This is a genomic window from Hydrogenophaga intermedia, from assembly GCF_023715105.1.
Lineage (GTDB): Bacteria > Pseudomonadota > Gammaproteobacteria > Burkholderiales > Burkholderiaceae_C > Hydrogenophaga > Hydrogenophaga intermedia_A.
This window is the reverse complement of record NZ_JAMBNO010000010.1, coordinates 153,095-171,347: the sequence shown is the minus strand read 5'-3', so window position 1 is coordinate 171,347 and position 18,253 is coordinate 153,095. Positions and strand designations below refer to the sequence as shown.

Sequence of the window (18,253 nt, the reverse complement as noted above, 5' to 3'; positions counted from 1 at the left end):
CATCTCGTTCCATGACCTCTGCCACGCTGGGCGCGCTGCCGCCTGCCAACCCTGTTCCCCTCAAGCAGGACGCCACCGTCATCGGGCTGGTCGGCCTGGCGCACGGCACCTCGCATTTTTCGCATCTGCTGCTCGCGCCCTTGTTTCCGGTGTTCATCCGCGACTTCGGCCTCGGCTTCGCCGACGTCGGGCTGTTGATGACCGTGTTCTTCGTCATCTCCGGCATCGGCCAGGCGCTCTCGGGCTTTCTCGTCGACCGCGTGGGCGCACGCCCGGTGCTGTTTGCCGCCATCGGCTGCTTTCTGGTGGCCTCGCTGGTCGCCTCGCAGGCCACGGGCTACGCCGGGCTGATGGCGGTGGCGGTGCTGGCCGGCATCGGCAACGCCCCGTTCCATCCTTGTGATTTCACCATCCTCAACCAGCGGGTGTCGGCCCCGCGCCTGGGTCACGCGTTCAGCGCACACGGCCTCACCGGCAACCTGGGCTGGGCGCTGGCGCCCAGTTTCCTGGTCGGCATCACCGCACTGAGCGACTGGCGTACCGCGTACCACGCGGCCGCGGTGCTCTACGTGGCGGTGCTCGCGCTGCTCTGGTGGCAGCGCGACAAGCTGCTCACCGAGGTGGTGGTGCGCGCGCCGCGCCAGCCCGACGGCACGGCCACCGAGCACGACCTGGCCTTCCTCAAGCTGCCCGTGGTGTGGTGGTGCTTTGCGTTCTTTCTGCTCTCCACCATGACGCTCGCGGTGGTGCAGAGCTTTGCGCCGTCCATCCTGCAAGCCCTCTACGGCACCTCGATGGAGGCGGCCACCGTCACCGTCAGCGCCTACATGCTGTGTGCGGCGGCGGGCATGTTCGTCGGCGGTTTCGTGTCGGTGTACGGCCAGCAGCACCGCATCTCCAGCGACGTGGTGGTGGCCTGGGCCATGGGTCTGGGCGCGTTGTTCATGTTGCTGTGCGCCACCGGCTGGTTCGGCGAAGCGGGCACCATGGTTGTGCTGGCCGCCACCGGCTTTGCGGTCGGCGTGGCCGGGCCCAGCCGCGACATGCTCATCAAGCGGGCCACCCCCAAGGGCGCCACGGGCCGCGTCTACGGCACGGTGTATTCCGGCCTGGATGTCGGCTTCGCCCTCTCGCCGCTGATCTTCGGTCTGTTCATGGACCGTGGCTGGTATGCCGCGACCCTGGCGGGCGGTGCGGTGGTGCTGGCGCTGTCGGTGTTCGCAGCGCTGGGTGTGGGCAAGCGCGTGGCGGGGGTGGCGAAATGAGCCGCGAAATGGGCCACGACATGAGCCACGACATGAGCCACGAAAAACTGGCCGGCCACTTGCTGGTGGAGTGCCTGATCGCGCAGGGCGTCACCCACGCCTTTGGCGTGCCCGGCGAAAGCTACCTCGCGGTGCTCGACGGCCTGCACGCGCACGGCGATCGCATCCGCTTCGTGACGTGCCGCCAGGAGGGCGGTGCGGCCTTCATGGCCGAGGCGCACGGCAAGCTCACTTGCCGTCCTGGCGTGTGCTTCGTGACGCGCGGGCCCGGCGCCACCAACGCGTCCATTGGCGTGCACACCGCCTTCCAGGACAGCACGCCGATGGTGCTGTTCGTGGGCGACGTGGCCAGCGATGCGCGCGACCGCGAGGCCTTCCAGGAGGTTGACTTCGCTGCGTTTTTCGGACCGTCCACGAAGGGCTTCGCCAAGCGCGTGGAGCGCATTGACGATGCGCGCCGCATCCCCGAATACGTGGCGCGTGCTTTCGCCACCGCCATGAACGGCCGCCCTGGCCCGGTGGTGCTGGTGATGCCCGAAGACATGCTCACGCACACGGTGAGCGCCCAGCCGCTGGCGCGCGTGGAGCCAGTGCAGGCCTGGAGCGATCCCGGCGCGCTGCGCGAGCTGCGCACGCTGCTGCTGGCTGCCGAGCGCCCCTTCGTCATTGCCGGTGGCGGCGGCTGGACCCCGCAGAGTGCGGCCGCCCTGCAGCGTTTTGCCGAGAACTGGCAATTGCCGGTGGCCAACGCCTTCCGCTTCCAGGACACCTTCGACAACCACCACGCGCAGTACGCGGGCGACGTCGGCCTGGGCATCAACCCGGCGCTCGCGAAACGCATCCGCGAGAGCGACCTGCTGATCGCCATCGGCCCGCGCCTGGGCGAGAGCACCACCGGCGGCTACACGCTGATCGAGGCGCCGGTGCCGAAACAGAAGCTGGTGCACATCCACAGCAGCGCAGAAGAACTGGGCCGCGTGTACCAACCCACGCTCGCCATCCAGGCCAGCATGAACGCAGCGGCGCGCAGCCTGGAGGTGCTCACCGCGCCACCGCAGCTGCCCTGGGCCGACTGGACCGCCGGCAGCCATGCCGATTACCTGGCCAACATCGATCCGGCGAACAACGGCGTGAAGCTGCCGGGTCCGATCGACATGCCCGCCATCGTGCACACGCTGCAGCGCCTGCTGCCCGAGGACGCCGTGCTCACCAACGGCGCGGGCAACTTCGCCAGTTGGCTGCACCGCTTCTACCGCTACCCGGGGCTGGCGCGCGGGCACAAGACGCAACTCGCCCCCACCAACGGCGCCATGGGCTACGGCGTACCGGCGGGCATCGGTGCGGCCATCGCCACCGGGCGGCTGGCCTTCACCATCGCGGGCGACGGCGATTTCCTCATGAACGGGCAAGAGCTCGCCACCGCGGTTCAGCACGGCGCCAGGAGCATCGTGCTGCTGCTGGACAACGGCAGCTACGGCACCATCCGCATGCACCAGGAGCGCGAGTACCCGGCGCGCGTGAGCGGCTCGACGTTGGCCAACCCCGACTTCGTGGCACTGGCGCGCGCCTACGGCTATGCGGCCGAGCGTGTGGCCGCCACGGCCGACTTCGAGCCCGCGCTGCGCCGCGCACTGGCGCACCCGGGTGGCACGGTGATCGTGGTGCCGCTCGACCCCGAGGTCATCACCACGCGCGGCACGCTCAGCGCCATTCGCCAGGCAGCACTCCAGCGCTGAGGCGTCGATTCCCCACCGCGCCGGCGGCCGCGGTTTGGTGAATACATCACAAACAGCCTGTCACCACGGCACAGCGCCGGCGGCTGCAAAAACGAACACTTCTGTCTCAACAGGAGGTTCATCATGCTGCAGACAACGGACAAGGTTTGGGGAAGCGTTTCGTACAACGTGCAGGAGACTTCGTCGCTGAGCGAAGCCCACTTGCTGCGCGTGTTCGACGAAATCGACTACGGCATGCTGCTGCTGGACGCGCAGGGCCGCATCCTGCATGCCAACCACCTGGCACGCCACGAGCTCGCGCAGCGCCGCATGCTGCGCGCGTGCAGCGGCAACCTCATGGGCAGCACGCCCGAGCACAGCGAGCGCATCCAGCAGGCGCTGGACGCCGCGCTGCGCGGCCAGCGCCGCCTGGTGCTCATGCGTGAGGGCGATCACGACCTGTCGATGGCCTTCACGCCGCTGTCGCACCCGCTGGAAGACGACAAACCCACCGTGCTGGTGGTGCTTTCCCGCCAGAACGTGTGCGACAACCTCGCGGTTCGCATGTTCGCGCGCGCGTTGGCGCTCAGCCCCACCGAAGAGGTGGTGCTGCTGGCCCTGTGTCGCGGGCTCGATATCCACGAGATCGCGGCCGAGAACGGCGTGGCCGTGTCCACCGTGCGCAGCCAGATCAAGACCCTGCGCGAGAAGGCCGGCGCGCCCAGCATCCGCCGCCTGCTGCAGCGGATCAACACCTTGCCCCCGGTGGTGCCCGCCTTGCGCATCGTCACACCGGTCGCGCACAATTCGGGCGGTTACACCCACCCCTGATCGCCCCGGATGCCCGCTGCCAGCCCTTCGACGCTGAATCCTCGCAACACCGAACACATCGAAGCGCTGGCGGCCCAGGGGGTGCATCGCCATTACCGCCGTGGGGCCCTGCTGATCCAGGAGGGCGATGTCGGCGACACGCTCTACATCGTGCTCAAGGGGCGCCTGCGCGCCTACGTGGCCGATGCCACGGGCAAGGAGCTCACCCTGGGCGTCTACGGCCCGCTGGAATACGTGGGCGAGATGTCGCTCGACGGCGGGCCGCGTTCGGCCAACGTCGAGGCCACCGACACCACCACCTGCGCCGTGATCACCCGCGAACGGCTGCTGGCCTACATCGCCGAGCACCCCGAATTCGCACTGGAACTCATGGCGCGCCTCATCCGCCGCGCGCGCCTGGCCACCGAAAGCGCGCGCAGCGTCGCACTGATCGACGTCTACGGCCGGTTGGTGAAACTGCTCAACGACTGGGCGCGCGAATCCAACGAGGCCGGCGAACGCCCGCTGCGCGAGAAGGTCACGCACCAGCAGATCGCGCAACACCTGGCCTGCTCGCGCGAAATGGTGAGCCGCCTGCTCAAGGACCTGGAAACCGGCGGCTTCATTGAAGTGCGCGAACGCTGGATCTGGCTCGTCAAGCCGCTGCCGGCGCGCTGGTGAGCGCACCGCCGGGCGTGTTCTTCACTTAAGGGCGTTGAGCCTGCGGCGCGCCTCGCGCGGGGCCGACGAGCTCGTGCCCGCCAGGCGCACCGTGCCCCCGCTCAGGCTGCCCGTGCTGCGCACGCCCCACAGCGCCGTGTTGTCATCGCAGGAGGCCAGGATTTGTGGCACGTTGCGCACATCGGGGCGCTGCGCTCGCGCGGCGTCGGGCTCGGGCTTCTGCGGCGAGTAGCGCGCAAAGTGCGCCAGTGGTGCGCGCCCGCTGTCGGTCGCGCGGGTGCCGCCCACGGCAATGGTGTGGCGCCCGGTGGACAAGCTGTTGAACACGCCGCTGCGCCGGATCGGCGTGGGGTTGCCGGGCTGGTCGACCCAGCCATCCAGATTGCCCTGGGTGTTGTAGTGCACGTCCTCCAGCGACGATTGTTTCGCGCCGGTGTTCATGCCCAGCGCCACGTCGTCGCGCTCCACGTAGGCGTCGAACACCACGGGCTGGCGGCCGCCATTGCGCAGCGTGATCGTCCATCGCCCGAACGGCGCCAGCGCGCGTTCAGGGTCGTGACTTGCCGTGGGCTCGACGGCGAGCAGGGCGCAGGTGCCACGTGCACCGAGTGCGGTGGTGCGCGGGTAGATCAGCGACCACTGTGGCCGGCCATCCTCGCCGGTCCACATGCCCGATTGCCCCGCCGCCAGCGTGACCACCTGCGCGGCCCGCTCGGGCGGCTGCACCGTGATCGACACATCCTGCGCGTCATCGGGCAGCCAGATCTCCAGGAAGCTCTGCGTGTGATCGTCGGGCAGCACGCGCCAATGCAGGGCGAGCCCGGAGTCCTTCTTGCGCGTGCCTGCCGGCAGTTCTGCATTGGCGTGCGTGCGGCTCTGGTAACCGTTGCCGGCCGGCACGGTGATCTGCAGGCGCCCGTCCAATCGCTCCACCAGTTCGTCCATGGCCGCCTCCAGCAGCGAGCTGCCGTCGTGCGGGCCCGCCAACGTGCCCCAACTGATGTTGACCACGATGGCCGCGTCGTCGGCACAGCGCGAGACGATGTAGTGCAGGCCGTCGAGCACGCTCACGTTCATGGCGCCGCCTGAGGTGTCGAGCACGTTGGCCCAGTCCAGCTGCACGGCAATCAGCTCGCAATGGCTGGCGAAGTCGTTGTCCTGCGGGTTCAGCAAGCCGCCAGGCGCGGTGGCCAGGCCCATCACGTGGGTGCCGTGGTTCACCGGTCGCGCCAGATCCCAGAGTTGCAGGTGGCGGTAGAGCGCGTCTTCGTCGAGCCGGCGGTGGTGCGTATAGCGCGCGATGGCGGCGTCGATGGCCGCTGCGTCGAGCGCGTGGCCGTAGCCCAGGTCGCGCGGTTCGGGGCCGGCGCGGGCCGGATCCAGTGGCACGCGCTTGTTGTCCGGCGTGCCGGGCCACGCGCCGCCGTAGTGGTTGTCCTGGCGCCAGAAGTGCTTCACGCGCGTGCGACCGCGCGCGTCGCGAAATGCCGCGTTGGCCACCGCGAGGCCGCCGTCGATGAGGCCGAGCACCGGGCCGCGCAGACGCCCCTTCGGTGGCCGAGGGTGTTCGTGCGGGTGGCAGCAGTGGGGCAGTTCCTGCGTGTGGTGCTCCACTGGGAGGCCAAGCTCGAAGCGGTCGATCAGCGCTCGCATCGCGTGGCCGTTGCGCCAGTGCTCGAAGAACTTCTTCGACACGCGAGCTGTGCAGTGGCGCAGCCCGGGTATCAGCAGGTAGACCTGCGGAATCTGCAGCCAGCGGCTCGACGATGCGTCGACCAGCTGGCGCACGTCGGCGCACTCGCGCAGGCCGATGACGATGGGCAGCCACTTGGGTTGGTCGTCCTCGCCGTGCACGTGGTACCCCACGAAGCCATCGGCCTCGGCCCAGGCCAGATAGGGGTCCATGCCATCGATGGCGCCGGGCGCCGACCAGTCGATGCCGGTGAAGGCGCCGCGGGGCAGGGGGGCCCAGCTCATTGCCACTCCTTGACGGCTTCCTCCCACAGCCAGGCGAGCAGGTCCGCCTTGGGCACGTCCTGTGCCTTGGGCGATCGCGTGTAGGCGCTGCCGCTGGCGTGGTCCATCGGGGCGTGCAGGCTGAAGTCCATCGGCGCGCCGTCCTTCTCGATGAACAGCGCCGAATCGAAGCTGCGCTCGTGCACCGCCTTGCCGGTGGCGCGCGCCACCAGGTACTCAGCGAGCGCGGTGCCCAGCAGGCGCCCGGCCGCGCTGTCCACCGGGTAGTGCAGCCCGGCCACGGTGCGGTTGACGGCGATGCGCGCGGCCAGGCGCTGCAATTGCTCGTGGCTCGCCTGCCCGTTGCCCGATTGCTTTTTCTTCGCGGGCATGGCCGCGTCCAGCAGCGCCTGCAGCAACGTGGCCGCGAGGAAGGCCTCGGTGGCGTGACCGCTGGGCCAGGCGCCGTGGCCGGGTGTGGGGATCATGGGCTGGATCTGCGGCGAGAACTCGACCGGCCGTGGCACCGAGAAGATCTGCTTGAAGCGCTGCTCCACGCTCACGGCGAGCGAGAAGGCGACGTCCAGCAGCGCGAGCGTTTTGCCGTGGCGGTGCGCGGTCAGGCCCACGACGGAGCCCCAGAAAGGTACTGGAAAGCCCATCTGCTCGACCACCTCGACCGCGCGATCGGGGCGCAGGTCGGCATAGGCTGCGACGAGTTGCAGTTGGCTCTGGATGAGCTTTTCGTCGGGACCGACAAGCTGCACCAGCCGATGATTCTTGCTGCCGTTTGCAAAACGCAGCGACGCGGACTTGCGCGGCTTGTCGACGTCGTAGCTCAGGCCTTCGAGCACTTCGGACAACACCGCGGCCACGCGCGGGCCGTCGGCCCAGCGTTTGAGGTTGTCGGCCCGGTCGAAGCCCGGCCAGCTCACGTGCAACGTTGCGCCTTCGAAGGGGCCGACGATGGCCGCGCGCGAGAGCGTCAGAGCATCGGTGGAGGCAATTGCCTGGCTGACACCGCCACTGACACCGCCACTGACACCGCCACTGACGCCACCGCTGACGCCTCCGCTGACGCCTCCGCTCACGCCGCCACTGACACCACCGCTCAATGCGCTCATATTGGTCTCTCCCAGTTGAAGATTCAAGATTCCGGCAGGCCTAGGGCGCTAAGCGCCTGTATCGCTCGCTGCCGCATCGGGCTCTGGCTGCCCGCGGTACGGTAGCGCTGAATCGTGAGGTCTGGCTGAACCTGCCGCAGCAATGCAAAGGTTTCGCGAGCGCCAGCGTGATCCCCAGACTCGAATTGCGCGATGAGCAGCGCCCGGATCGTCGGTGCGTGGTATCGGTTCTTGCGGACCGAAGCCTTGCCGAGTTCGATGGCGTCGTACAGGCGGTGTGAGGCGAGATAGCAGTTCGCCAGCATCATCTCGAAATAGTACTTTTGCGGATCCAGTGGGGATAGGCTGAGTGCGCGCTCGGCTTCCACGACGGATTCGTCTGCCACTCCCCAGAGCGTCGACCACACGCTGCGATACAGCCAGGCCATGGGATCGTTCGGATTGGTGTCGGTGGATTCGATCAGCAAGCGACGAGAACCTTCGACGTCTTCGCCCAAGTGGCACAGCGCATGCCCTTTGATGGCCATCGCCAGCGTGCTGTTGGGCTCCAGATCCAGTGCGCGGTCGGCGACACCGATCGCCTCCCGGAAGGCCCGTGCTGGCTCGGGCGCCAGGCCCTGCACCACCTGCATGATGTGCCACTTGGCCAGCCAGGCCCAAGGCGTGGCCACGCGTTTGTGGCGGTCCACCACGGCCTCCAGCAGCTCGTGGCTGCGCTGCAGATCGCGCGGGGTGGAGCGGTGCATGAGCGTGATGCCCCCGAGCATGAGGGCATTGCTCTCCAGTTGCGGCACCGGCTGCACCAGCGTGCGCTGCACCAGATGGTGCAGCACGGCGTTGGCAGTGGCCTCGCTCAGGCGGGTGATCAGTTCGCTCTGCATCTGCAGCAGATCGAGCGTGTCGCCCGAGAGGCGCTCGGCCCACACCACCTCGTCGCGGCGGTTGTCGCTCAGCTCCGCGGTGATGACGACTTTGTCGCCGAAGTTGACGTAGCTGCCGCTCAGTGTGTAAGACGCTTCCAGGCGCTGGCCGATTTCGGCCGGCGTGTTGCCGCGGCCCCGGAAGGCACTGGTGGACAGGCGCGAGATCACGCGCAAATCCTGGCTGCGCGAGAGCTGGGTGATCACGCCATCGGCAATCAGCTCGCCGATGACGAACTGCTCGGCCGCGTGGCTGCGTGTCTCGAAGGGCACCACCGCCACGCCGGGGCGGAAGTCGCTTGCCGATTCGGCCGGGGTGGGCAGGCGCACCACCGGCGTGCGTTCGTTCACCGGGCTTACCGCCCAGGTGCGCACCGGCTCGGGCCAGTGCTTGAGGTAGCTCTCGCCGCGGTCCATCACATCGGCGTCCACGCCCACCACGATGGCGTCGTACACGCTGGCGGTGACCACGGTCTCGCCCGGGGCGGCCAGGTCGGCCACGCGCGCGGCCAGGTTCACGCCGTGGCCGTACACGTCCACGTCGTCCACGTAGAGCTGGGTGGCATTGACGCCGGCGCGCAGGTAGAGCTGCTGCGCGGCAGGCAGGCTGCGGTTGGCAGTGTCGAAATGGCGGTGCAGTTCGAGTGCCGCGCGAACCGCCTGCGCGGGATGCTCGAACTCGGCCAGCAGGCCATCGCCGAGGCTCTTGACGAGACGCCCGCCGCGCGCGGGCAGCACTTCGGTGGTGGCGAACTGCACGAAGCCGCGCCACAGCGCCACCACCTGCGCCTCGTTGGCGGCCATCAAACGTACCGACTCCACCAGATCGATCACCAGCACCGTCTTGTGCTGCATCGGCGGCAGCGTGATCGCCGCCGGCGTTCCCTCGGCGGGCTCTTGGGGCGGGGTCGGGGGCGTGGTGGTCATGCGCGGGTGATCAAGGGGCGACGCAGTTTCGCACAGGAGTCCAGGGCTTCGGGCCAAGACCGGTGCTGAGCGTGCGGAAACGACAAAGCCGACGGAACGTCGGCTTTGTGAGGCAAGGAACGCGCCCGAAGGCGCGCCCGGATCACTTCAGGTGGTCGTTGACCAGCTTGGTCATTTCGAACATGGAAGCCTGGGCCTTCTTGAAGATTTCCTTCAGCTTGGCGTCGGCATTGATCATGCGCTTGTTGACCGAGTCCTGCAGCTTGTTCTTCTTGATGTAGTCCCAGACCTTCTTGGTCACTTCGGTGCGGGGCAGCGGGTTCGCGCCCACGATGGCGGCCAGGGCGGCGCTGGGGGTGAGCGCCTTCATGAAGGCGGCGTTGGGGGTGCGCTTCTTGGCGGGCGCCTTCTTGGCCGGGGCCTTCTTGGCCGGAGCGGCCTTCTTCGCCGGGGCGGCTTTCTTGGCCGGAGCGGCTTTCTTCGCCGGGGCGGCTTTCTTGGCCGGAGCGGCCTTCTTCGCCGGAGCGGCTTTCTTGGCCGGGGCGGCCTTCTTCGCCGGCGCTTTTTTCGCGGCGGCTTTCTTCGCAGTTGCCATGGTTGAGTTTCCTTCTAGAAGTTGACGTGTTCGCCTGTGGAAAACGCGCTCTCTCACAAGCGTGTTGATGCTAATGGAGTTGTCAACAGCTTCCAAGGAGGAAAACGGCTCCGCGAGGCCCAACGCCCGGGGGAAACGTGGCTTTGTAGAGGGGAAAACAACACTTCCCCCTCTGCGCGCGCTCTCGAGCGCGTGCGCTGGGGCCCACTGCAGCGGCGCGCACGGGGCGCGCCGCGCCGCCATCAGGCGGTGAGCCCCTTCCAGAGCATGTAGGCCGCGAGCATGTACAGGATGGCGGCGAACACGCGCTTGAGCGTCTTGACCGGCAGCGCGTGCGCGGCCTTCACGCCCAGCGGTGCCATCAGCACGCTGGCGCTGGCGATGACCACCAGCGCCGGCAGGTAGATGTAGCCGATCGAGCCCGCGGGCAAGCCCTGCACAGACTGGCCCGCCACGATGTAGCCGGCCGCGTTGGCCAGCGCGATCGGAAACCCGAGCGCCGCGCTGGTGGCCACCGCGTTGTGGATGGCCACGTTGCACCAGGTCATGAAGGGCACCGAGACGAAGCCGCCGCCCGCGCCCACCAGCCCCGACAGGAAGCCGATGACGCCACCGGCGCCGAGTTGCCCAGCGGTGCCGGGCAGCGTGCGCGAGGCCTTGGGCTTCTTGTCGAACAGCATCTGCGTGGCCGAGAAGCTCACGAATGCCGCGAAGAACAGCGCCAGCCAGCTGCCCTTGAGCACCGCGAAGACGCCCAGGCTGGCCACGGCCGCGCCGAGCACGATGCCGGGCGCCAGGCGCTTGACGATGTCCCAGCGCACGGCGCCACGCTTGTGGTGCGCGCGCACGCTGGAGACGCTGGTGAAGATGATGGTGGCCATCGAGGTGGCGATCGCCATCTTGACGGCGAGATCGGGTGCGACGCCACGGCCCGTGAGGATGAGGGTGATGAAGGGCACCATCAGCATTCCGCCGCCGATGCCGAGCAGGCCAGCGAGGAAACCGGTGCCGATGCCGAGAAGCGCCAGTTCGGCGATCAGCAAGGGTTCGAGGGGCATGGGGAATAAGGTGTCTGCAAGTGGGCGCCGGGCCGAAAGCCTGAACCGGGGTTCAGGTGGGCGAGGGCAACGCGGCTTCGGGTTCGTCTGACGCGAGACGCTCGCACCAGCCGCGCAATGTACCAAGCCCGGGCTCTATGAGCATTGGTTCAAGGACATTGAAGCCCGGCGCACACCGCAGACGGATCGAATTCTAGAAGCTGTGCCGTGGTGTTGCGGACCATCGGTCGGTATGCCCCCGCGCCATGACGGGCGGCATGCCCTCAGAGCAGGCGGCCGTCCTTGTCGAGCGTCTGGTCGAGTCGGCGCATGAGCTCGTCCACGCGCGATTGCGTCTGTGCATCGAGCGGTTCGGTGTCGAAACCGCCCGCTTCGGCAAAGGCGCTGGCGTCGGCACCCGCGAAGGACGACGCCTGGAACTGCTGCGCCTCGGCCTCTCGTTCGGCCTCCTTGCGCTCCAGTTGCGAGAGCTCGTACGCGAGGTTGAGCGAGGCCAGCACGGCGATGCGGTCGCGCGCCTTGACCTTGCCCGCGTCGCGGATGCGGCACATCGCAGTGTCCACGCGTTCCACCGCTTCGAGCAGCAGCGACTCGCCGCCGACCGGGCAGGAGAGCAGGTAGCTCTGGCCCATGATCTGCACCTCGATCTGCTTGTGGCCAGGCTTGTTCATTGGAAAACCTCCGTGCATTGCACTGCGGTGCGAGCGCCTTCGGGCGGCCGTGCGGCGCTCATGAGCGTTCCTTGCGTTCTTCGGTGACAGGCAGGCGCTCGAGCAGGGCGTCGATGCGGGCCCGAGCGGCCAGCAGACGCGACTTGAGCGAGTCGCGCTCGGCCTGCAGGGCGTGCACCTGCTCGACCAGCAACGCGTTGGTGCGCTGCAGTTCCTCGTGGCGCAGCAGCAGCCGCTCCACCTTCTCGGTGATCTGGTCGAGTTGCTTGGGAGCGGCCATGGTGCTGGGTTTCCTGCGATCCGATGTGCGTCGGTCATTGTAGGCGGGGTGCGCGCATAGAATGCTTGCCGTTGGTGCTCGCGGCGTGGTTCACGCGCCGCAGTTCAACGGGAAGCAGGAGGGCGAGCCGCTCATGGCGGCGAACCTAACCTGCGCTGCCCCCGCAACGGTAAGCAGACGAGACGGCCGGCGGCCCACAGCCGCCGGATGCTCCGCTTCCATCACACCGCCACTGGTGCAAACGACCTCTCGAGGGGTCCGGCACCGGGAAGGCGATGGAGGTCGCTCTGCCAGCCCGGATACCGGCCAACGAGGTGGCGGCACCGCGCAAGCGGCGCCGCCGTGACGCCCATGCACCGTCGGGGAAGGCGGTGAGGGCTCTCGTCCTTTGTTTCGTCCATGAAAACCCGTATCCCGTCGTGGCGCCAGGCCGCTCTCCTGCTGAGCCTGTCTGCCACAGCGCCCGCCTTTGCGCAGGGTGCCGTTCCCACGCTCGCCGATACCGTCGTCACCGCCAGCCGCGCGCCCACGCGGGTGGATAGCCTGGTGAGCGACGTCACCGTCATCGAGCGCACCGACATCGAAAAGATGGCTGGCCAGACGCTGACCGAAGTGCTGGTGCGCGCCGCGGGCGTGCAGATGGCCACCAACGGCGGCCGTGGCAAGAGCGGCAACATCTTCATTCGCGGCACCGAATCGCGCCACACCATCCTGTTGATCGACGGCGTGCGCTATGGCTCTGCCACGGCCGGCACGCCGGTGTGGAGCAGCTTGCCGCTGGACGCGATCGAGCGCATCGAGGTCCTCAAGGGGCCGGGCTCATCGCTGTACGGCAGCGACGGCGTGGGCGGTGTGGTGCAGATCTTCACGCGCAAGGGCCGCGAGGGCTTTCACCCGAGCGCCTTCGTCACGCTGGGCAGCGAAAGCTTTTCGCAAGCGGGCGCCGGCCTGGCCGGCGGCCACGCAGGCGTGAACTATTCGCTGGACGTGTCGTCGCTCAATGACCGTGGCTTTTCGGCCACCAACCCGACGGTACCGTTCGGCAACTTCAACGCCGACCGCGACCCGTTGCGGCAGCGCTCGCTCAATGGCTCGATCGGCGTGGCGCTGGCGCGCGACTGGAAGCTCGACCTGGGCCTGCTGTATTCCGAAGGCACCAGCCACTACGACGACGGCCCCGGTCGCGACACGCGCGACGACTTCCGCTCGCAGGTCGCTCGCGCGGGCATCAATGGCAAGGTGCGGGAGGGGTGGAAGGCGCAGTTGCAAGTGGCGCAAAGCCTGGACGACTCCCGCTCCATCGTCGCGTCCTTCCTGCCCAGCCGCTTTCGCACCACACAGGACCAGTTCCTGTGGCAGAACGACATCGACACACCGCTGGGTGTGGTGCTGGCAGGGCTGGAGCGCCTGGAGCAGAAGGTGGATGGCACCACGGCCTATGCCGTGCGCCAGCGCAGCATCAACTCCGCCTTCGTCGGCCTCAACGGCGAGGCGGGGCCGCACAGCTGGCAGCTCAATCTGCGCAACGACCGCAACTCGCAGTTCGGCAACAGCAGCACCGGCTTTGCGGGTTACGGCCACCGCCTGACGCCCACGCTGCGGGTGCACGTCTCGCACGGCACGAGCTTCGTCGCGCCCTCGTTCAATCAGCTGTATTTCCCCGGCTTCGGCACGCCCACGCTGCAACCCGAGGAAGGCCGCAACACCGACGTCGGCCTGAGCTGGAGCCAGGCCGGCCACACCCTCAAGCTGGTGGCGTTCGACAACAAGATCCGCGGCTTCATCCCCTCGGGCCCACTGCCAGCCAACGTGCCGCGCGCGCGCATCGAGGGCTGGACGCTGGGCTATGAAGGCGGAATCGGCAAGCTGCTGTTGCGTGCATCCTGGGAAGCCATGGACCCGCGCAACGAGCTCACCGGCCGGCAGCTGGCGCGCCGCAGCAAGGTGCAGGGCATGCTCGGGGCCGACTACGCCGTCGGTGCCTGGAAGTTCGGAGGCACGCTGTTGCACGTGGGCAAACGCTTCGACGACAGCGCCAATGCGTTTGCCCTGAAGGCCTACACCACGCTCGACCTGCACGCCGACCACGAACTCGCGAAAGACTGGACCGTGCAGGCGCAATTGCGCAACGTGACCGACGAGGCGTACGAGACGGTTCGCGGCTACAACCAGCCCGGGCGTGGCGTGTTCGTCACCTTGCGCTGGGCGCCTCGCTAGTGCGGCACGATGGCCGCTGAACCACCTCGCGCACCCATGGGACCGCAACGCATCATCTGCCTCACGGAAGAGACCACCGAGTGGCTGTACTTGCTCGGGCAGGAGGCGCGCATCGTCGGCATCTCCGGCTACACGGTGCGCCCGCGCCGTGCGCGCGAGGAGAAGCCGAAGGTGAGTGCCTTCCTGAGCGCGAAGATCGACAAGATCCTGGCGCTCGAGCCCGACTGCGTGTTCGGCTTCTCCGACCTGCAGGCCGACATCGCAGCGGCGTTGATCCGTGCCGGCGTGCAGGTCACGGTGTTCAACCAGCGCAGCGTGGCGCAGATCTTCGACATGCTGTTCCAGGTGGCGGCGATGGTGGGTCAGGCCGAGCCGGGGCTGGCCTGGATCGCCCGCACCCGCGCGCGGCTTGCCGAAATCGAACAGGCAGCGCGCACGCTGCCGCGCCGCCCGCGCGTGTACTTCGAGGAGTGGGACGACCCCTGCATCAGCGGCATCCGCTGGGTGTCCGAGTTGATCGGCATTGCCGGCGGCGACGACTGCTTTCCCGAACTGGCCGCCATGCCGATGGGCAAGGACCGCATCATCGGGGAGCCCCAGCGCATCGTCGAGCGCGCGCCCGACATCGTGATCGGCTCGTGGTGCGGCAAGAAGTTCCGACCCGAGCGTGTGGCAGGGCGTGAAGGCTGGCAGGGCGTTCCCGCGGTGCGCGACGGCGAGCTGCACGAAATCAAGTCGGCCGACATCCTGCAACCCGGCCCGGCGGCGCTCACCGATGGGGTGGAGCAGTTGCACCGGATCGTGATGAACTGGAGTGCGCGCCATGGCTGAGCGCATCGCCCGCAGCGAACTCATCCTCGGCGGCCAGCGCAGCGGCAAGTCGCGCCGTGCCGAAGCGCTGGCGGGCCAGTGGCTTGAGGCCGACACCACGCACCGCGCGGTGCTGATCGCCACCGGCCAGGCCCTGGACGAGGAAATGCGCGAGCGCATCGCACGCCACCAGCGCGAGCGCGCCCGGCGTGTGCCCGGCCTGCGCACCGTCGAAGAACCGCGCGCACTGGCCGACGCCGTGCACGCACACGCGGCTGCCAACACGCTGGTGGTGATCGATTGCCTCACCCTGTGGCTCACCAACCTGCTCATGCCCGCCGACGGTGCGCCGAGGGATTCCGTTGAACCCGTGGCAGGCCTGCGCCGCGCCATCGAACGGGCCGCCGGCCCGGTGGTGCTGGTCAGCAACGAGATCGGCCTGGGCGTGATTCCCCTCGGCCGCGAGACGCGCGCCTTTGTGGACGCACTCGGCGGCCTGAACCAGACCGTTGCCGCGGCATGTGAGCGCGTGACGTGGATGACCGCGGGCCTGCCCCTGAGCGTGAAGGCCCCGGCATGAAGCGCTTTCACCGGTTGTTGCCAAGGTTGTGCACGGCTGCCTGGCTGCTGGTTTCGTTGGCCGCCCAGGCGGGCGAGATCCGAGCCACCGATGACCGCGGCATCACCGTCACGCTGCCGGCCTCGCCACAGCGCATCGTCTCGCTGCTGCCATCGCTCACCGAGACGGTGTGCGAACTCGGCCAGTGCCACCGCCTGGTGGGTGTGGACCGTTACTCCAATTTCCCGGCAAGCGTGCGGGCACTGCCCAAGGTCGGCGGCGGCATCGATCCCAACCTGGAAGCCATCGTTGCGCTCAAGCCCGACCTGGTGCTGGCGGCCACCTCCTCACGCGGCGTGGAGCGGCTGGAGGGCTTCGGGCTCAAGGTCATGGCCATGGAGCCGCGCAACAGCGCTGGCGCGCGGCGCGTGATGGCCACGCTGGGCACCGTGCTTGAGGTGCCCGACGCCGATCGTCTCTGGCGCGCCATCGAGACCGGGGTGTCGGCGGCGGCGCAATCGCTGCCCACGCGCGCCCGGCCGCTGCGCGTTTACTACGAGGTCAGCAATGGCGGCTACGCGGCCGGGCCCCAGTCCTTCATTGGCGAGCTCATGGCGCGCCTGGGTGTGCAGAACATCGTCGGGCCCGAACTCGGTCCGTTTCCGCGCATCAACCCCGAGTATGTGGTGCGCGCCGACCCCGATCTCATCCTGATCGGCGCGCGCAATGTGCAGGGCATGGCGCAGCGCCCCGGCTGGGCAGGCATGCGCGCCCTGCGAGAGCAGCGTGTTTGCGTGTTCACTGCCGACGAGTCCGATGTGCTGGTGCGCCCCGGCCCGCGCATGGCCGAGGCCGCTCGCTTGTTGGTGCGCTGCATTCAAGAGAAGGGGCCCGGGCCATGAACGGCCGCACACGCAGCCTCTGGCTCGGCACCGCGCTGCTGGTGGCCGCTGCGCTGGTGTTGCTGCTCGGCGCGGGTGTCGGCAGCACCGGCTTCGACAGCGTATTCGGCGCACTGCACGACGCTGTGGCCTGGCAGATCCTGTGGGAGATCCGCCTGCCGCGCACGCTGGGTGCCTGGCTTGCGGGTGGCTTGCTCGGGTTGGCCGGCGCGGTGGCGCAGGGACTGTTCCGCAATCCGCTGGCCGATCCCTACCTGCTGGGCAGCGCCTCCGGCGCGGCGCTGGGGGTGGCGTTGGCGCTGGCGCTGTTGGGCACCAGCACGTTGGCCACGACATGGCTGGTGCGCCTGGGCCTCACGGGCGCGGCCTTTCTGGGGGCGGTGCTGGGCGTGGTGCTCACCCTCGCGCTGGCGCGCGGCGTGCAGCAGACCTTGCGCCTGCTGCTTGCGGGTGTGATCGTCGGCGTGGTGCTCAGCGCCGCGCGCGACCTGGTCACCATCGCCGAGCCCGACACGCTGCAGGCCATGCAGGGCTTCATGCTGGGCAGCACCGGTTTCGTGGGGTGGGCGGCCTGCGGCGTGATGGCCGCGATGCTGCTGCTCGCCGTGCTGCTGGCCGCTGCGCTGGGCCGCGTGCTCGATGGCCTGGCCCTGGGCGAGGCCACCGCGCTCAGTCTGGGCCTGCCGCTGGAGGCGGTGCGTGCGGTGCTGGTGGCGGTGCTGGCACTGGCCACCGGTACGGCGGTGGCGCAAACCGGCCTGATCGCCTTTGTCGGCCTGGCCGCGCCGCACCTGGTGCGTTCCATCGTCAAGACCACACACGGCCGCCTGGTGGTGCTCAGCGCCATGATGGGCGGCCTGTTGCTGATGGCGGCCGACGTGCTGGCGCGCTGGATGATCGCGCCGCAGGAGTTGCCGGTGGGCGTACTCACCGCAGTGCTGGGCGGCAGCTACCTGCTGTGGCTGATGCACCGCCGCCGGGCACCGGGGGCTGGCCGATGAGCGCCGCGCTGCAGGCCCATGCCATCGGCGTGTCGCTCGGCGGCACCGCCGTGCTGCACGGCGTTGATCTGCAACTTCCCGCTGCGCGCTGGACCAGCGTCGTCGGCCCCAACGGCGCGGGCAAGTCCACGCTGCTCAAGACACTCGCCGGTCTGCTGCCGCACAGCGGCACCGTGAATCTGCTGGGTCGTCCGCTGGCGCAATGGCGCGGCCGCGAACGCGCGCGTACCCTGGCCTGGCTCGGGCAGGGCGAGTCCGGCGCCGACGATCTCAGTGTGTGGGAGGTGGCCATGCTCGGCCGTCTGCCACACCAGGCCTGGCTTGCCTCTCCATCACCCGCCGACCGCGCGGCGGTGGAGCAGGCACTGCGCGCCACCCAGGCCTGGGACTGGCGCGAGCGCGCGCTCGGTGCACTGTCCGGCGGCGAACGCCAGCGCGTGCTGTTGGCCCGTCTGCTGGCGGTGGATGCCGATGTGCTGCTGATGGACGAGCCGCTGGCCAACCTCGACCCGCCGCACCAGGCCGATTGGATGCAGCTGGTGCGCGAACTCGTGGCCCGTGGCAAGACGGTGGTGAGCGTGCTGCACGAGATCGGCGTGGCGTTGCACGCCGACGAAATGCTCATCGTCAACCACGGCCGGGTGCAGCACCAGGGCCTGTGCAACGCCGCCGACACCCACCGCGCGCTCGAAGCGGTGTTTGACCACCGCATCGCCATCCACGCGCTGGGCGACCAGTGGGTGGCATTGCCGCGCTGAAGAC

General features: G+C 68.8%; 17 protein-coding genes and 1 riboswitch. Of the genes, 10 read left to right on the top strand and 7 right to left on the bottom strand.

Annotated features, from left to right (window positions below; translation table 11 throughout):
* Positions 1–11: 11 nt before the first annotated feature.
* The 4 genes from M3149_RS11480 to M3149_RS11465 all read left to right on the top strand — a co-directional run bounded on the left by M3149_RS11480 (position 12) and on the right by M3149_RS11465 (position 4,471).
* A complete protein-coding gene (locus M3149_RS11480; RefSeq protein WP_251709535.1) occupies positions 12–1,265 on the top strand; it encodes an MFS transporter in 1,254 nt (417 codons plus the stop codon).
* A gap of 32 nt (positions 1,266–1,297) precedes the next feature.
* Positions 1,298–3,001 carry a thiamine pyrophosphate-binding protein gene (locus M3149_RS11475; RefSeq protein WP_251709533.1) on the top strand — a complete coding sequence of 568 codons (1,704 nt, stop codon included), beginning with the start codon at positions 1,298–1,300 and terminating at the stop codon, positions 2,999–3,001.
* A gap of 123 nt (positions 3,002–3,124) precedes the next feature.
* Complete coding sequence (locus M3149_RS11470) at positions 3,125–3,811, top strand: helix-turn-helix transcriptional regulator (protein WP_251709531.1); 687 nt, start codon at positions 3,125–3,127, stop codon at positions 3,809–3,811.
* 9 nt (positions 3,812–3,820) lie between these two features.
* Positions 3,821–4,471 carry a Crp/Fnr family transcriptional regulator gene (locus M3149_RS11465; protein WP_251709529.1) on the top strand — a complete coding sequence of 217 codons (651 nt, stop codon included), beginning with the start codon at positions 3,821–3,823 and terminating at the stop codon, positions 4,469–4,471.
* 21 nt (positions 4,472–4,492) lie between these two features.
* Here the strand turns inward: M3149_RS11465 and M3149_RS11460 are convergent, their stop codons facing one another.
* The 7 genes from M3149_RS11460 to M3149_RS11430 all read right to left on the bottom strand — a co-directional run bounded on the left by M3149_RS11460 (position 4,493) and on the right by M3149_RS11430 (position 12,002).
* Positions 4,493–6,448: a hypothetical protein gene (locus M3149_RS11460; RefSeq protein ID WP_251709527.1), complete on the bottom strand. Its 1,956-nt coding sequence runs from the start codon at positions 6,446–6,448 to the stop codon at positions 4,493–4,495.
* Positions 6,445–7,551, bottom strand: coding sequence for a phosphatase PAP2 family protein (locus M3149_RS11455; RefSeq protein ID WP_251709525.1), 1,107 nt, complete (start codon positions 7,549–7,551; stop codon positions 6,445–6,447). The genes M3149_RS11460 and M3149_RS11455 overlap by 4 nt, the downstream gene beginning before the upstream one ends.
* 23 nt (positions 7,552–7,574) lie before the next feature.
* Complete coding sequence (locus M3149_RS11450; protein ID WP_251709523.1) at positions 7,575–9,398, bottom strand: adenylate/guanylate cyclase domain-containing protein; 1,824 nt, start codon at positions 9,396–9,398, stop codon at positions 7,575–7,577.
* Between the two features lie 142 nt (positions 9,399–9,540).
* Positions 9,541–9,993: an SWIB/MDM2 domain-containing protein gene (locus M3149_RS11445; RefSeq protein WP_070397840.1), complete on the bottom strand. Its 453-nt coding sequence runs from the start codon at positions 9,991–9,993 to the stop codon at positions 9,541–9,543.
* A gap of 242 nt (positions 9,994–10,235) precedes the next feature.
* Positions 10,236–11,051, bottom strand: coding sequence for a sulfite exporter TauE/SafE family protein (locus M3149_RS11440; protein WP_251709521.1), 816 nt, complete (start codon positions 11,049–11,051; stop codon positions 10,236–10,238).
* Between the two features lie 263 nt (positions 11,052–11,314).
* The gene (locus M3149_RS11435; protein ID WP_251709519.1) at positions 11,315–11,722 is read right to left on the bottom strand and encodes a cell division protein ZapA; all 408 of its coding nucleotides are present in this window, start codon (positions 11,720–11,722) and stop codon (positions 11,315–11,317) included.
* Positions 11,723–11,780: 58 nt separating this feature from the next.
* Positions 11,781–12,002, bottom strand: coding sequence for a DUF904 domain-containing protein (locus M3149_RS11430; protein WP_251709517.1), 222 nt, complete (start codon positions 12,000–12,002; stop codon positions 11,781–11,783).
* Between the two features lie 55 nt (positions 12,003–12,057).
* Positions 12,058–12,327, top strand: a riboswitch (cobalamin riboswitch).
* Positions 12,328–12,401: 74 nt separating this feature from the next.
* On the opposite strand from M3149_RS11430, the gene M3149_RS11425 reads away from it, so the two are divergent.
* From M3149_RS11425 to M3149_RS11400, 6 genes are read left to right on the top strand one after another with little or no spacing between them, the layout of a single operon-like run.
* Entirely contained in the window at positions 12,402–14,219 is a 1,818-nt protein-coding gene (locus M3149_RS11425) for a TonB-dependent receptor domain-containing protein (protein ID WP_251709515.1), read from the top strand.
* A gap of 36 nt (positions 14,220–14,255) precedes the next feature.
* Positions 14,256–15,050 (top strand): ABC transporter substrate-binding protein, encoded by a 795-nt coding sequence (locus M3149_RS11420; RefSeq protein ID WP_251709513.1) that lies wholly within the window; start codon positions 14,256–14,258, stop codon positions 15,048–15,050.
* The gene (gene cobU / locus M3149_RS11415; RefSeq protein ID WP_251709511.1) at positions 15,043–15,609 is read left to right on the top strand and encodes a bifunctional adenosylcobinamide kinase/adenosylcobinamide-phosphate guanylyltransferase; all 567 of its coding nucleotides are present in this window, start codon (positions 15,043–15,045) and stop codon (positions 15,607–15,609) included. The genes M3149_RS11420 and cobU overlap by 8 nt, the downstream gene beginning before the upstream one ends.
* Positions 15,606–16,490: an ABC transporter substrate-binding protein gene (locus tag M3149_RS11410; RefSeq protein WP_251709510.1), complete on the top strand. Its 885-nt coding sequence runs from the start codon at positions 15,606–15,608 to the stop codon at positions 16,488–16,490. The genes cobU and M3149_RS11410 overlap by 4 nt, the downstream gene beginning before the upstream one ends.
* The gene (locus tag M3149_RS11405; RefSeq protein WP_251709508.1) at positions 16,487–17,491 is read left to right on the top strand and encodes a FecCD family ABC transporter permease; all 1,005 of its coding nucleotides are present in this window, start codon (positions 16,487–16,489) and stop codon (positions 17,489–17,491) included. Before M3149_RS11410 ends, M3149_RS11405 begins: the two co-directional genes overlap by 4 nt.
* Positions 17,488–18,249: an ABC transporter ATP-binding protein gene (locus tag M3149_RS11400; RefSeq protein ID WP_251709506.1), complete on the top strand. Its 762-nt coding sequence runs from the start codon at positions 17,488–17,490 to the stop codon at positions 18,247–18,249. Before M3149_RS11405 ends, M3149_RS11400 begins: the two co-directional genes overlap by 4 nt.
* The last annotated feature ends 4 nt before the right edge of the window (positions 18,250–18,253 follow it).

Bases quoted from the DNA above. Each gene is read 5' to 3' on its own strand.
- M3149_RS11455 (WP_251709525.1), bottom strand. From the start codon at position 7,551: ATGAGCGCATTGAGCGGTGGTGTCAGTGGCGGCGTGAGCGGAGGCGTC.
- M3149_RS11440 (WP_251709521.1), bottom strand. From the start codon at position 11,051: ATGCCCCTCGAACCCTTGCTGATCGCCGAACTGGCGCTTCTCGGCATC.
- M3149_RS11425 (WP_251709515.1), top strand. From the start codon at position 12,402: ATGAAAACCCGTATCCCGTCGTGGCGCCAGGCCGCTCTCCTGCTGAGC.
- M3149_RS11445 (WP_070397840.1), bottom strand. From the start codon at position 9,993: ATGGCAACTGCGAAGAAAGCCGCCGCGAAAAAAGCGCCGGCGAAGAAG.
- M3149_RS11480 (WP_251709535.1), top strand. From the start codon at position 12: ATGACCTCTGCCACGCTGGGCGCGCTGCCGCCTGCCAACCCTGTTCCC.
- cobU (WP_251709511.1), top strand. From the start codon at position 15,043: ATGGCTGAGCGCATCGCCCGCAGCGAACTCATCCTCGGCGGCCAGCGC.
- M3149_RS11460 (WP_251709527.1), bottom strand. From the start codon at position 6,448: ATGAGCTGGGCCCCCCTGCCCCGCGGCGCCTTCACCGGCATCGACTGG.
- M3149_RS11450 (WP_251709523.1), bottom strand. From the start codon at position 9,398: ATGACCACCACGCCCCCGACCCCGCCCCAAGAGCCCGCCGAGGGAACG.
- M3149_RS11435 (WP_251709519.1), bottom strand. From the start codon at position 11,722: ATGAACAAGCCTGGCCACAAGCAGATCGAGGTGCAGATCATGGGCCAG.
- M3149_RS11405 (WP_251709508.1), top strand. From the start codon at position 16,487: ATGAACGGCCGCACACGCAGCCTCTGGCTCGGCACCGCGCTGCTGGTG.
- M3149_RS11430 (WP_251709517.1), bottom strand. From the start codon at position 12,002: ATGGCCGCTCCCAAGCAACTCGACCAGATCACCGAGAAGGTGGAGCGG.
- M3149_RS11410 (WP_251709510.1), top strand. From the start codon at position 15,606: ATGAAGCGCTTTCACCGGTTGTTGCCAAGGTTGTGCACGGCTGCCTGG.
- M3149_RS11475 (WP_251709533.1), top strand. From the start codon at position 1,298: ATGAGCCACGAAAAACTGGCCGGCCACTTGCTGGTGGAGTGCCTGATC.
- M3149_RS11420 (WP_251709513.1), top strand. From the start codon at position 14,256: ATGGGACCGCAACGCATCATCTGCCTCACGGAAGAGACCACCGAGTGG.
- M3149_RS11400 (WP_251709506.1), top strand. From the start codon at position 17,488: ATGAGCGCCGCGCTGCAGGCCCATGCCATCGGCGTGTCGCTCGGCGGC.
- M3149_RS11470 (WP_251709531.1), top strand. From the start codon at position 3,125: ATGCTGCAGACAACGGACAAGGTTTGGGGAAGCGTTTCGTACAACGTG.
- M3149_RS11465 (WP_251709529.1), top strand. From the start codon at position 3,821: ATGCCCGCTGCCAGCCCTTCGACGCTGAATCCTCGCAACACCGAACAC.